We start from the raw sequence: 13791 nt of genomic DNA on the forward strand, positions 1-13791 counted from the left end.
CTCACGTAGGTGAAATAAATCTGATATCCGGCGGCGGCGAGGGTAAGGGCCACGGTGCGGCCGATGCCGCGGGAACCACCGGTGACAATCGCGGTAGGGGGGAGTTCGCTCATGCTCATGCTCCTGATGGGGGGAATACTAAGCGTTTTCCGGGGAAATGACAACGGAGAAACTAGGCCAGCAGCGCGGATCCCCAGGTCATGCCGCCGCCGAAGCTGGTCAGCAGAACCTTCATGCCCGGTCTGAGCGCGCCGGAGCGGCGGGCGTCTTCCATGGCCACGGGAAGCGTGGCCGCGGAGGTGTTGCCGTAGTGCTGCACGTTGGCGAACACCTTGTTCTCGTCGATGCCGAGCCGTTCGCCCACGGCCTTGATGATTCTGAGATTGGCCTGATGAGGAATGAAGAGGTCGAGCTCATCCAGCGAAACGCCGTTGCGGGCAAGAATGGTCTGGCTCTCTTCGGTCATGCTGCGCACGGCGTGCTTGAACACGGCCATGCCCTGCATGGAAATGAACCAGTCGGCGCCCACGGTGTCTCCTTCCTTGATGTGGCAGGCGGAGCCGCCGCCGATCTTGATGAGATCGTGGAGGGAGCCGTCGGAAGAGCACACGACGTCGCGAAGCTGCCAGAGCGCGCCCTTCTCTTCGGAACGGATGACCACCGCGCCGGCGGCGTCGCCGAAAAGCACGCAGGTGGTGCGGTCGGTAAAGTTGGTGCGGCGGGAAAGAGCCTCGGTCGCCACGAGGAGAACGACGGCGTCGGGATGACTCTGCACGGTGTTGCGCGCAAGCTCCAGGCCGTACACGAAACCGGTGCATGCGGCGTTGAAGTCGAGGCACATGACGTTGCCCTTGCGGCCGTCGGCGGCGGAAATGCCGAGCTTGGAAGCAATCACGCAGGCCGTGCTGGGGCAGAGATAATCGGGGGTGCAGGTGGCCACGAAAACATGAGTGACCTCTTCCGGAAGCACGCCGGCCTCTTCAAGGGCCGCGCGGGCGGCTTCTGCGCCGTAGTCGGAAGCATTGACGCCATCTTCGAGAACGTGTCGTTCCTTGATGCCCGTTCTGGTGGTGATCCATTCATCGGAAGTTTCCACCAGCTTTTCCAGATCATGATTGGTCATGACGCGGGGAGGAATGCAGGAGCCGAGTCCACAAATATAGCAGGGATGATTCATGAGATGTCCGAACACAGCCGCACGCGTGGCGGCGGTCGTTCCTTTTAAGACGGAGAGAAAAGGCGCGCACGGCCTCCCTCCGAAAGAAGCCGCACATTTTCCGCAAAGGGACGAAGCGGCCGGCAGGACGCATGAAGGAACGCCCTGTTCCGTCAGGCGGCGCAGACGCGCCGGCTTTCACGGCACGTCGTGCGGAAAGCCCTCTCGGGAGGGGAGAACTTTCCGCACGACGAAAAACATGATGGGCAGCTAGACGCTGCGGCCGTAACTCGTCAGCTCCTCGTTGGCGCTGATGGTTTCCACCAGGCGCTGCTGCGTGCCCTTGACCACATAGGTGTTGGCCATGGTGACGGCGCTGGTGATGGCCTTGGGATTGGACTTTCCGTGACACACGATGGCGATGCCCTTCAGACCGAGCAGGGGCGCGCCGCCGTATTCCGCATAGTCCACCATCTTTTTGAAGTTCTGGAACGCCTTCAGGGAAAGGAACGCGCCCACGCGGGGCAGAAGCCCGTTGTTGAGCAGTTCCCTTTTCAGAAGATGCGTCAGGGAAGTGGCCAGGCCCTCGCTCAGCTTGAGGGCGATGTTGCCCACAAAACCGTCGCACACCGCCACGTCGATGTTGCCGGTAAACAGATCCCGGCCCTCGGCGTTGCCGATGAAGTTGAGGTTGGAAGCCTGCTTGAGCAGTTCATAGCTGCTCTTCACCAGGGAATTTCCCTTGCCTTCCTCTTCGCCGATGCTCAGGATGCCCACCCGCGGATCCTCGTAGCCGAGGATGTCCTTGACGAAGGTGGCACCCATGAGTCCGAACTGAAAAAGATGATGCGGACGGCACTCCACGTTGGCGCCCACGTCGAGCAGGAGCATGGGCGACTTTTCCGTGGGAATCACGGAAGCCAGAGCAGGCCGTTCCACCCCGGGAATGCGCCCGAGAATGAACATGCCGCAGGCATAGGCCGCACCGGAGTGACCGGCGCTGATGAAGGCGTCGGCCTTGCCCTGGCGGACCAGCCTGCATGCCACCTGCATGGAGGAATCCTTCTTGGTGCGCAGAACTTCGGAAGGCTTGTCGGTCATCTCCACCAGCTGCGTGGCGTTGACGATTTCGTACAGTTCACCTTCTCCGTCCTGCTCGGAAAGATCGGCAAGCGTCTTGCGGATCGCTTCCTCAATACCGACAAGGATTACTTTGGCGCCCGTGTTTCGAGCGGCCTGAAGCGCGCCGGGAACGACCACGGAAGGGCCGAAATCCCCTCCCATGGCGTCCACGGCCAATCTTGCGCGATTACTGCTCATTGCTGGCTACAGGTTCGACCTGACGGCCATCGTACTTGCCGCAGGAAGGGCAGACGCTGTGAGGCTTGGTGGGAGCGCCGCAGGAGCAGTAGATGACGGTGGGCTTGGCCACACGATCGTGAGAACGACGCATGCACTTTCTGGAGTGGGACTTTTTGTTCTGCTGAACGGCCATGTTGTTTCTCCTTATCGCGGAAACGGGGATGTCATCCCTGATGTTTCACTTTCAGTTGACGCAGAGCAGCCAGCCGCGGATCACCGCTGTCGCGGGAACAGCTGCAGGCACCTTCATTAAGATTCTTGCCGCACACGGGGCACAATCCCCGACAGTCCGGCCTGCAGAGAGGCTTCACCGGCAAAGCCAGCGAAAATTCCTCCCACAAAAGCGACGCCAGATCAAGAAAAGGCGCTCCGCCTTCCATGGTCACGGCGCATTCATCCAGAAGTTCGGCAGGACTTTCCTCTTCCGGTTCGGTTTCGCCCAGTCCGGGGTAGTTCTCGAACTCGTCGAAGCTCTGGTTCAGCACCACAAGAGTCTCTTCCATGCAACGGTTGCACGGCATGGCCACCACGCCCCGAATCGTGCCGCGAAGCAGACAGCCGTCCTCCTGCGGAAGCAGAAACACTTCGGCGACAACAGGCTCAACTATGCGGCATGACAGATGATATTCCTCAATGGGCCCCTTCCAGACTTCCTCGTCGGAAACCGTGAGGCTGAGCCCCTGAGGTTCAATCTCATTCAGTGCGATGTGTCTAAGATCCATGCTTTACCTCTGGAAACATGACAAAATACCCACAGGGCCCATCTTTGTCAAGTGTGCAGACGGCGCTTCGCGCATGCGCTCCGCGTCTTTTTTCTCCTGGGGAGAAACGTTTCTCACTCTGCGGACGGGTCCGGCGACGCCTCCTATTTTCCTTTGACAGCCTTTTCGCTGATGAGCATGGCGTCGTGCAGGCCGTAGCCGTCGAGCTTGCGCCTGAGCATCTGAAGATCGGCCTTGCTGCCGCGCATGAGCACCTGCACATAGTACCAGGTGGTGCGGCGGGTCTTGGCCTGCGTGCGGCGGGCACGAATGCCGTCCTTGGAAAGCCGGTTGAGCAGCGCCTGCGCCTGATCCGCCTCCTTGAAGGCGGCCACGCGCAGCACGTAGTCGAACTGCGGCTCTCTGGGCTTCTGCACTTCCTGCTTCGGCTTTTCCGGGGCCGCCTTTTCCTGCGTCACGGCCGGAGCCGCGTCCGACGCCTTGTCCGCATCGGCCAGAACGCCGCCCGCGGCGTCGCTCTTCAGGCTGGTCATGAAGCGCAGCTCTTCCTTGGGAAGAATCTTTTCCGGCTCCTCGCTCTCCCCTTCTTCGGCCTTGGGGCTCTCCGAAAGCAGCGTGTCGAGCTCCAGCGCCTGCGGCAGAGGCATGCTGCTGCGCCCGACAATCACGCCGGAGAGAAAGCTGAATCCCAGCATGACGAGCGCAAGCACGCTCATGGTCACAAGCGCGGAAGGCGTAATGTTGGCCCGCCAGGCAAACACGCTCCGGCCTTCGGAACGCGTTTCGCTGCGCGAAGGCGCGGCCCGGCGCGAAGACGCCTCATCCGCCGCGGCCGATGAAGCCGCGGCGTCCGAGCTTTCCTCCGAAGCGAAGAATGCCGTCTGCCGACGTTCGCGCTCGCTGTTCTTCTTCGCGCTGGAGGAGGAATTGCGATAAAAGGCGTTGGCCATGACTACATGGATTCCGGAGCGCTGACGCCGAGCAGATCAAGGCCGTTGGCAATGACCACGCTCACGGCGCGCAGCAGCGCAAGGCGCGCCTTCATGACGGCCTCGTCGTCGCCGCTCAGCACGGGGTTGTTGGCGTAGTAGCTGTGCAGCTTGCCCGCAAGCTCCATGAGGTAGAAGCTTATGGGATGCGCCGCGCGGGAACGGGCCGCGTCTTCCACCACGTTGCGGAAACGTTCCGCTTCGCGCAGAAGGGCCAGGTCGTCGGCCGAGGTGAGGGGCGCGAGCATGTCCGCCGTGCAGCGTTCGGGAAGAACCACGCCGCGATCGGCGGCGCGGCGCAGCAGCGCGGCCACGCGGGCGTAGGCGTACTGCACGTAGTACACGGGGTTTTCCATGTTCCGCTGCTTCACGAGATCGAGATCGAAGTCAAGCGGACTGTCGCTCTTGCGGGACAGGAACATGAACCGGGCAGCGTCCGTGCCTACGTCGTCGAGCACTTCGCGCAGGGTGACGAATTCGCCCGAGCGGGTGGACATGGCCACAGGCTCGCCGCCGCGCATGAGGTTCACCATCTGAATGAGCACCACGTGGAAATCCTTTTCAGGGTCGTGCTTCATGCAGGTGATGGCCGCCTTCATGCGGGGAACGTAACCGTGATGATCCGCGCCCCACACGTCGATGCATTCATCGAAGCCGCGTTCAAACTTGTTGGCGTGATAGGCGATGTCGGAAGCAAAATAAGTCAGGTAGCCGTCGCTCTTGCGGAGCACGCGGTCCTTGTCGTCGCCGAACTGCTGCGTGGCGAGCCACACGGCGTTGTCCTTGTCGTACACGAGGCCCATGGCGCGCAGCTTGTCGAAGGCTTCCTCCACCTTGCCGGCGTCAACGAGGCTCTTTTCCGAGAACCAGACCTGATGCTCCACGCGGAATTCCCTGAGGTCTTCCTTGATGCCCGCCAGAATGGTGGCGCAGGCGTACTCGTAGCACAGATCCTTGGCCTCGGCCTCGGGACGCTCGATCAGGGAAGGATCCTTGTCCAGCATTTCGCGGGCGATGTCGCGGATGTAGTCGCCGTGATACCAGCCCTTGGGATCTTCGGGATACACCACGGGCAGGTTGCAGATTTCGCGCATGCGCAGATACACGGAATCGCCCAGCAGACGCATCTGACGACCGGCGTCGTTGATGTAGTACTCGGTGGACACGTCGTATCCGGCGAAGCGCAGCAGACGGGTGAGCGAATCGCCCACGGCGGCGCCGCGGCCGTGTCCGATGTGCAGGGGGCCGGTGGGGTTGGCGGACACGTATTCCACCACGATGCGGCGGCCGCTGCCGTTCTTGGAGGAGCCGAAGGCCTTGCCCTGCTCTTCCACGTCGGAGACCACGCCCTGCCAGAACGACGGAGCGAACGTGACGTTGATGAATCCGGGGCCGGCGATTTCGGCCGTGACAAGTCCGGGGAACTTGTCGCACAGTTCAGCCTTGATCTCTTCCGCCACGGCGCGGGGCGCGGCCTTGGCCTGCTTGGAGAGCACCATGGCGAGGTTGGTGGCGAGATCGCCGTGGCTGGCGTCTCTGGGCGTTTCCAGAACGGCCTTTTCCGGCCATTCCCAGCCGTGTCCGGCCACGATGTCCCGGAGGGCCTTTTCAATGAGAAGTATGTCGCGCATCGTTATCCTTCAAATGCATCAACGGCGTCTTTATTGGGAATATGAACGGTGGTGTAGCTGCCGTCGGCCACGTCTGCGGCCACGAGAATGGGACGCACCATGCGGGTGAGCACGCCCTGCGGACCAAACTCCACCCAGCGGCGCACGCCGTCTCTCCACTGATTGGAAATGGTGTCCACCCAGCACACGGAAGAGGTCATCTGACGGCGCATGGCGCTGTGCAGCGCTTCCGCGTCGGTCAGCGGCTCGCCGTTGATGTTGGAATAAATGGGGAACTTCGCGTCGTGCCAGTCCTGCTTGTCGAGCAGCTTGGAAAATTCCGCCGAAGCTTCGGCCATCATGGGCGTGTGGAACGCGCCGCTCACGGCCAGCGGGAAGCCCTTGGCGCGCGGATTTTCGGCCTTCAGCTTTTCCGCCGCGGCCTCCACGGCCTCGCGATGGCCGCTCAGCACGAACTGCAGGGGCGTGTTCTTGTTGGCCACGCGCACGAGCTTGCCGGTTGCTTCGGACACTTCCTTGGCCGCGGCTTCCACCTGTTCCTGAGAGAGGCGGATCATGGCGCACATGGTGCCGATGTGTTCCGGATCCACGTCGGCCATGAGGCGGCCGCGCAGGGACACGAGTTCGAGCACCTTGTCCATGGGGAGCACGCCGGCTGCGGCCAGCGCGCTGAATTCGCCCAGGCTGTGACCGGCGGCGCAGGCAGGAGACAGACGATCGGCCACGCTCAGCCACAGCGCAAGGTTCACCACGGTGATGGCGGGCTGAAGATTGCGGGTTTCCGCCATGAGGGTGGCGTCGTCGCTGTCCCAGTATATCTCGCGCAGAGGCAGACCGCTGATGCTTTCCGCCTTCTTCCAGAGATCCATGATATCGGAAGACGCCTCGGCAAGACGCCTTCCCATGCCAGATGCCTGCGCCCCCTGACCGGGGAACAGGATGGCGGTCTTAACACTGTTCATTCCATACTCCTTGGATGGGATTATGGGTCACATACTCACACGGTGCCCCCGCAGAACGCGGGGGACGCCGTCTTCTAGTCGTAGCGGACGGAGCTGAACTTCATCAGACGATCCCAGTTGTGATGGGATTCGATGTAGCGGAACGTGCCGGTCTTGGCGCGGATGACCAGAGAATGGGTGACCGCTCCGCGGCCGGAATAGCTCACGCCGCCGAGGAAGGTGCCGCCGGAAATGCCGGTGGCGGCAAAAAAGGCGTCGTCGGCGCGGATGATGGAATCCACGGTGAGGATTTCGTCAAGTTTGGTGCCTTCGGCGATCATGGCCTGCCGCTCGGCGTCGGACTGAGGATCGAAGCGACCGAACATCTGTCCGCCCACGCCCTTGATGGCGCAGGCCGAAATGACGCCTTCCGGCGTGCCGCCGGTGCCCATCATGACATCGACGTCCACGCTGGGATCGGCCACCATGAGCGAGCCGGCCACGTCGCCGTCGGTGTGCAGGGTGATGCGGGCGCCGGTCTTGCGGATTTCTTCAATGAGGCCCTTGTGACGGGGCTTGTCGAGCACGAACACCACGAGGTCGTTGATGTCCTTGCCCACGGCGCGGGCCACGGCCTGCAGGTTGTCGGCCACGGGAGCGTCGATGTCCACCACGTCGCGGGCTTCGCGGCCCACCACGAGCTTCTTCATGTAATAACTGGAGCCGGGATTGTACATGTAGCCGGACTTGCACGCGCCGATGACGGCGATGGCGTTGGGGCGTCCGAGGGCCAGCAGATTGGTGCCCTCCACGGGATCCACGGCGATGTCGACGGCAGGCCCCGTTCCGTCTCCCACTTCCTCTCCGTTGTACAGCATGGGAGCCTTGTCCTTGGCGCCTTCGCCGATGATGACGCGGCCCTTGATGGAGAGAGAGTCAAAAGAAAGGCGCATGGCGTCAACCGCCGCGCCGTCGCCGTCTTCCTTGGCGCCCTTTCCCAGCCAGCGGGCCGCGGAAAGAGCTGCGGATTCCGTTACGCGGAGCAGTTCGAACGCCAGATTTTTTTCAGGAGCTTGCATATGATCCTCCCTCGGAAAGGAGCTTTTACATAAAGAACGGCCCAAAAGCAGGCCGCAACGCCATAACTATAGCCGAGCCTGCGTATTTCATCAAGAGTAAAGGCATGCCGGAGGGGCAGGACGAAAAGCGCGGCGGCAGCAACGTTCCCCGGCGCGGCGGCGGCAAAGGCCGTCCTTCGCCCGGAAGATGCGGGGCAGACAAAGCCCATGCGGACGCCCCGGAAACACCCTCTCCCCGTTTCCGGGGCGCAGGGTGTTCCCGCGTCTTAGCAAAACAAACGCCCCAGGATCACGCGGCGAAAAAAACTCCGCGCTCCGAACGCTCCGGGGAAGCCGCGGGAATTTTGCCGCGACATTCTCGGCAGCGGCCGCAGAAAAACGCCCCGGCGCGAACGCCGGATACACGTTTTCACCGGCAGGCGGACGCAGCCGTGCGCCGCGAGCCGGAGCATTCGTATTCGTTACTCGTAAAGATCGGGATCGGAAGGCATGACGTCCCAGCGAATCTTTCCGTAGCTCTTCTTGCGCCTGCGGATGAGCACATAGAAGGCTCCCGCGCCGCCGTCCTCCTGTTTGGCCGTGCAGAAGGCCAGCACCACGCGCTTGAACGGATCCTGCGTGAGCCACTGCTGCACGCGGAAGCGGAGCACCGGCACCCCGTTCAGGGAATTGAGTCCGCGGCCGGTGACGATGAGCACCGTTCTCACGCCCTTGTAGTAGGCGTTGCGGAAAAATCCCACCAGGTTCTGAAACGCCTGCTCGCAGTTCAGACCGTGCAGGTCGATGTGCGCCTCGGGGCTGAACTGGCGCGCCTGAAGCTGCGAGACGATCATGAGATCGAGCCCCACCACGTGGCCTTCCGCGTATTCGGCGGTGCTGGCCACGGAAAATTCCACCTTGCCTTCCATGAAGTCCTGCAGCGGATGCCTCGGGTCCGTCACGGGAATCACCGGAGGCTCCGGTTCCACGGGCACGTCGCGGCCCTTGCCGTTGAGCGGCACCGTGCCCTTGATGGCGCTGAAAAAATCGCGGCTGTCGTCGGCTTCGACGGGCTTTCCGGCGGCCTCGTTCAGCATGGCCGCATCGTCGCGGCGGGCTATGCGGGCTCCGGCCAGCGCCATGGCGGTCAGCGTGGCGGGAGTCTCCTCTTCCTCGGGCTCGGCCTTCGGCGCTTCCGGCGCGCTCTTTTCCTTCTTTTTCTGCAGCAGCTTCTTCACGCCCTGCTGCTCCAGCGCCCGGGCAAAGCTGTCGTTGTCGCTTCCGCCGGAAGCTTTTTCCGAAGCGGCGGCCCTGCCCGCGCCCGACCTGCCGGACGAAGCCTTGTCCGAAGAAAGCGCGCGCACGTTTCCTCCCATGGCCTGCATGAACAGTTCAACGTCGGCATCCTGCGCGGCGGTCTCGGCGTCCCTGTTCTTCACCACCGTCTTGGCGCGATGCTGTTTTTTCAAATTCTCCCGTTCGCTGCGGGAAGGAAAATCCTTGGCGTTCAATCTGGAAAAGGGATTGGAAGCATCTTTGCTCATGGAAACCGCCTTGAAAGTAAGAATTCATGCCGCTCGGGCAGACATGTTCTAAATCGTCCGCAGGGAAAAGCAAGGGGATGAGCATGGGCTGCCGCGCCTGCCGCCCATGCGGCGCGCCCTCCGATCTTTCGCCTGCGCAGCGAAAAGACGCGGCGCATTATCACAGGCTCCGGGGATTCCGGCGCCGAAGAGCCATTTAAAAACTTGGCAAACGCCCCGGAAGCGACTATTAATACGGGGCACCTGCCTACGCGATTTCCATGGGAAATGCCGCTCCCGACCCCGCGCCTCCGGCCCGGTCCCGACGCGGATCGCAGGCGCTTGAATGCAGACGGCTCGACCGCCTCCCAGGGCGGACGCCTTCAACCAGGAGATGAAACCATGAGCTTTTCCCGTTCCGACGCATACACCTCTGCCGGCGTCGACATTTCTGCCGGCAACGAGCTGGTTTCCCGCATCAAGACCATGGTGGCCAGCACGCAGACCCACGGCGTCCTTTCGGACATCGGCGGCTTCGGCGGCCTGTTCCGACCCGACATCACGGGCATGCAGGCTCCGGTTCTTGTGGCGGGCACCGACGGCGTGGGCACCAAGCTCAAGATGGCCTCCATGTTCGGCAGGCACGACACTGTGGGCATCGATCTTGTGGCCATGAGCGTGAACGACTGCCTTGTGCTCGGCGCAAAGCCCCTGTTCTTTCTCGACTATTTTTCCTGCGGCGAACTGAACGTGGATCAGGCCGCCACCGTGGTCGGCGGCATCGTTGAAGGCTGCAAGATGAGCAGCTGCACCCTGCTCGGCGGCGAAACCGCGGAAATGCCCGGCATGTACGCTAGCGGCGACTACGATCTTGCGGGCTTCTGCGTGGGCATCGTGGACGGGCCGAAAATCGTGGACGGCTCCACCATCAGCGTAGGCGACGTCATCATCGGCCTGGCCTCGTCGGGACTGCATTCCAACGGCTACTCGCTGGTGCGCAAAATCTACGAGCAGAGCGGCGTCAAGGCCGACGACATCGTGCCCGGCACCGACCGCACCTTTGCCGACGTGCTGCTCACGCCCACGGTCATCTACTCCGAGCAGGTCAAGTCCATCATGCGCGATCTGCCCATCAAGGGCATGGTTCACATCACCGGCGGCGGCTTCTACGACAACATTCCCCGCGTGCTTTCGCCCTCGGTCTGCGCGAACATCCGGTTCTCCAGCTGGGAGCGCCCCGCCATCTTCGACTGGCTGAAGGAACAGGGAAATCTTTCCTGGCCGGAAATGCTCCAGATCTTCAACTGCGGCATCGGCTACATCATGATCACCGACCGCGAGACCGCCGACGACATGCTTCCCCGCTTCCGTTCCATGAACACCGGCGCGTGGGAAATAGGCACCATAGTCCGCCGCAAGGACAATCAGGAACAGGTGGAGATTTCCTTTGACTGAGATTCCCAAGCCCTGCCGATACGTGGTGAGCGCCTGCCTTGCCGGCATTCCCTGCCGGTACGACGGCCGCTCCAACCTGCGCCCGGAAATCGCCGCCCTCGTGAACGCGGGCGAAGCCGTGCCCGTCTGCCCCGAAGTGCTCGGCGGTCTGCCCACGCCCCGCACCCCCAGCGAACAGAAAGACGGCCGCGTCGTTTCCGCCAAGGGGGAAGACGTGACGCAGGCCTTCGCCTCCGGCGCGGAATCGGCGCTGTACATCGCCGAAGAATACGGCTGTTCGGCCGCCGTGCTCAAGGCGCGCTCCCCGTCCTGCGGCTGCGGACGCATCTACGACGGCACCTTCACCCACACCCTTGTCGACGGCGACGGGCTCTTTGCCGCGCTGCTGCGCAAAAAGGGCTTCCAGCTTTTCACCGAAGAAACGTTTTCCCCGGACAAGGCATGAAACGAGGCGTTCTTCTGGTTGCCTACGGATGCGGCAACATCCGCGGGGCGGCGGCGCTGCGCGCCGTGCAGGCCGCCACGGAGGTCCGTTTCCGCCTGCCCGTGCGCTGGGCCTTCACCTCCGAAACCATGCGCATGCGCCTTGCCAGCTCCCGCACGAAGTCCGATTCCGTGCTCAAGGCCCTGAAACGCATGCGCTACGAGCGCTACACCCATGTGGCGGTGCAGCCCCTGCACCTCATTCCCGGCATGGAATACGACGGCGTGGCCGCAGACTGCCGCGTCATCGCCGACGAAGGCAGACTCGCCGTCAGTCTCGGCCGCCCCCTGCTCTCCAGTCTCGACCCCGAAGACGCGTCCGTGGCGCAGGCTTCCGCCACGCTTCTCAGTCACATTTCCCCTCTGCGCTCTCCCGGCGAACCCGTGGTCTGCATGGCGCACGGCAGCCGCCATGAATGCGACATTCTTTACCGGCGCTGGGGCGAAGCCGTGCGCGCGCAGGATCCGCACATTCATGTGGCGTGCATGGTCGGCGCCGGCATGGTGCGTCCCGACGAGGCCACCGCAGACTCTCCCGCCTCCGACGGCCTCGATCTGCTGCTGCCGGAACTTTCCGCCGAAGCCGCCCCCAGCGGACGCGTCTGGCTGCTGCCGCTGCTCTCCGTCGTGGGCCGCCACACGCTCGAAGACATGGCGGGCAGCTCGCCTTCCTCATGGAAAAGCCGTCTTGACGCGGCCGGGTTCCGCTGTCAGGCCGAACTGCGCGGTCTGGCCGACGATCCCGCCTTCGTCGAGCTCTGGCTCGACAGGCTCGAAGCCGCGCTCGCCGAACTGGACCACCCCGTGCTTCGACAGGCGCGCCGCAAAAATTCCCGCCTTCCCGCCGACGCCGCGCATGCGCGCTCAAAGCAGAACAACACGTTTCCCGATTTCCTTCCATCATTCAAGGAGTGTGCCATGTCCGCTTCCGTCATCAGCTCCGCCATGGAGCAGAACCTCTCTCAGGGATCCTTGATCCGCCGCATGTTCGAGGCCGGCATCGAACTGCGCAAAAAATACGGCAACGACGCCGTGTGCGACTTCAGCCTCGGCAATCCTGATCTCGCTCCGCCCGCCGAAGCGGCCCGCGCCATGACCGCCCTGGCCGCACGCATGTCCGAACCGGGCATTCTGGGCTACATGCCCAACGCCGGCTTCTCCTGGGCCCGCGAAAAACTGGCCGCCTGGCTGAGCAGTCAGCAGAAAACCGCCCTCGAAGCCAAGCACGTCATGCTCGGCTGCGGCGCGGCCGGCGTGATGAACGCCTTCTTCCACACCGTGCTCGAACCCGGCGACGAAGTACTCACCGTGGCCCCCTTCTTCGGCGAATACCGCTTCTATGTGGGCAATCACGGCGGCACGCTTCATCCCGTGCCCTGCCGCGCCGAAGACTTCGGCCCCGACGTGGAGGCTCTGGCCGCAGCCGTCACGCCGCGCACCCGCGCCGTCATCATCAACTCGCCCAACAATCCCTCGGGCGCGGTCTATTCCGAAGAGGACATCAAGAGCCTCGCCGCCATGCTGGAGGAAGCCTCGAAACGCATCGGCCGCATCATTTATCTGGTGGCCGACGAACCCTACCGCTTCCTCGCCTACGACGGCATTGAAGTGCCCGCCGCGCTGCCGCTCTACAAGTACAGCGTGGTCATCAGCTCCTTTGCCAAGAACTACGGCATGGCGGGCGAACGCGTGGGCTACATTGCCGTCAACCCGGCCATGGAACACGCCGATCAGCTCATGGACGGCCTCATCTTCTCCAACCGCGTGCTCGGCTTCGTGAATCCTCCCGTGGTGGGCCAGTACCTCATGGCCGACTGCCTCGGCACGTCCACGGACGCGGCGCTTGCCATCTACACCAGGCGCCGCAACAAGCTCGCCGCCATTTTGGCGGACGCAGGCTATGAGTTCACGCTGCCCAGGGGCACGTTCTACTTCTTCCCCAAGGCTCCCGGCGGCGACGACAAGGCCATCGTGGAACGCCTCACGAACAACCTCGTGCTCGCCGTGCCGAGCTCGGGCTTCGGCTTCCCCGGTTACTTCCGTCTGTCCTTCGCCGTGGAAGACGCCGTCATAGAGCGTTCCGCCGAAGGGTTCCGCAAAGCCCTCAAGGGATAGCTTCTCCGCCCGGGACGCGCGTCGCCGTTTGCGCTCCCGGGCTTTTTTGCGCCCTTTTTCATCCGCCCGACGCTCTGCGCCCGTCCGTTCAGGTGGAGAACACGGCTCCTGAAACATCTTCTGCCTACGGCGGACTCCCTCTGCGCGCGTCCGTGCAGATTTTCGGCGCGCCCCCTCGCCCTCCCCGCAATCCCCTGCTGACGCTTTGCCGATCAGCCCTTGCCGGTCGGCGACGGACGGCTCCCCTCCGGGAAACTTTCCAGCGAGCGACAGCGCTTCCGCCGACGTTCGGTCTGCTGCTCATATCTCCCCGCACAGCGCACACTACGCATGGATTCCGCGCTCCCTCCTGCCTG

13 protein-coding genes are annotated in these 13791 nt (G+C 63.1%); 3 read left to right on the plus strand and 10 right to left on the minus strand.

Translation table 11 applies throughout. The annotated features are described in order from the left end of the window. The 10 genes from ACZM96_RS06365 to ACZM96_RS06410 all read right to left on the minus strand — a co-directional run. On the minus strand, positions 1–113 hold a 113-nt coding region (locus ACZM96_RS06365), incomplete at its 3' end, for an SDR family NAD(P)-dependent oxidoreductase (protein WP_489488022.1). 59 nt (positions 114–172) lie between these two features. Further along, positions 173–1177, minus strand: a complete 1005-nt coding sequence (locus ACZM96_RS06370) for a beta-ketoacyl-ACP synthase III (RefSeq protein WP_489488007.1) — start codon at positions 1175–1177, stop codon at positions 173–175. A gap of 249 nt (positions 1178–1426) precedes the next feature. After that, positions 1427–2476, minus strand: coding sequence for a phosphate acyltransferase PlsX (gene plsX / locus ACZM96_RS06375; RefSeq protein WP_294487192.1), 1050 nt, complete (start codon positions 2474–2476; stop codon positions 1427–1429). Continuing rightward, the gene (rpmF, locus tag ACZM96_RS06380) at positions 2466–2651 is read right to left on the minus strand and encodes a 50S ribosomal protein L32 (RefSeq protein ID WP_294487189.1); all 186 of its coding nucleotides are present in this window, start codon (positions 2649–2651) and stop codon (positions 2466–2468) included. Before rpmF ends, plsX begins: the two co-directional genes overlap by 11 nt. A 31-nt stretch (positions 2652–2682) precedes the next feature. After that, positions 2683–3240 carry a YceD family protein gene (locus ACZM96_RS06385; protein WP_489488008.1) on the minus strand — a complete coding sequence of 186 codons (558 nt, stop codon included), beginning with the start codon at positions 3238–3240 and terminating at the stop codon, positions 2683–2685. Between the two features lie 143 nt (positions 3241–3383). Next, on the minus strand, positions 3384–4190 hold the full coding sequence (locus ACZM96_RS06390; RefSeq protein ID WP_489488010.1) for an SPOR domain-containing protein: 807 nt from the start codon (positions 4188–4190) through the stop codon (positions 3384–3386). A gap of 2 nt (positions 4191–4192) precedes the next feature. Then, positions 4193–5860, minus strand: a complete 1668-nt coding sequence (gene argS / locus ACZM96_RS06395; RefSeq protein ID WP_489488012.1) for an arginine--tRNA ligase — start codon at positions 5858–5860, stop codon at positions 4193–4195. Positions 5861–5862: 2 nt separating this feature from the next. Beyond that, positions 5863–6822 carry an ACP S-malonyltransferase gene (locus tag ACZM96_RS06400; protein ID WP_489488013.1) on the minus strand — a complete coding sequence of 320 codons (960 nt, stop codon included), beginning with the start codon at positions 6820–6822 and terminating at the stop codon, positions 5863–5865. Positions 6823–6896: 74 nt separating this feature from the next. Further along, on the minus strand, positions 6897–7880 hold the full coding sequence (glpX, locus tag ACZM96_RS06405) for a class II fructose-bisphosphatase (protein ID WP_294487172.1): 984 nt from the start codon (positions 7878–7880) through the stop codon (positions 6897–6899). Positions 7881–8341: 461 nt separating this feature from the next. Beyond that, positions 8342–9403 (minus strand): Smr/MutS family protein, encoded by a 1062-nt coding sequence (locus tag ACZM96_RS06410; protein ID WP_489488016.1) that lies wholly within the window; start codon positions 9401–9403, stop codon positions 8342–8344. A 381-nt stretch (positions 9404–9784) separates the two neighbouring features. On the opposite strand from ACZM96_RS06410, the gene purM reads away from it, so the two are divergent. From purM to ACZM96_RS06425, 3 genes are read left to right on the plus strand one after another with little or no spacing between them, the layout of a single operon-like run. Then, positions 9785–10837 (plus strand): phosphoribosylformylglycinamidine cyclo-ligase, encoded by a 1053-nt coding sequence (gene purM, locus ACZM96_RS06415; RefSeq protein ID WP_489488017.1) that lies wholly within the window; start codon positions 9785–9787, stop codon positions 10835–10837. Further along, positions 10830–11282, plus strand: a complete 453-nt coding sequence (locus ACZM96_RS06420) for a 2-thiouracil desulfurase family protein (RefSeq protein WP_489488019.1) — start codon at positions 10830–10832, stop codon at positions 11280–11282. The genes purM and ACZM96_RS06420 overlap by 8 nt, the downstream gene beginning before the upstream one ends. Beyond that, the gene (locus tag ACZM96_RS06425; protein ID WP_489488020.1) at positions 11279–13435 is read left to right on the plus strand and encodes a pyridoxal phosphate-dependent aminotransferase; all 2157 of its coding nucleotides are present in this window, start codon (positions 11279–11281) and stop codon (positions 13433–13435) included. Before ACZM96_RS06420 ends, ACZM96_RS06425 begins: the two co-directional genes overlap by 4 nt. Positions 13436–13791: the final 356 nt, after the last annotated feature.

The sequence above is a fragment of the Mailhella sp. genome (assembly GCF_057866825.1).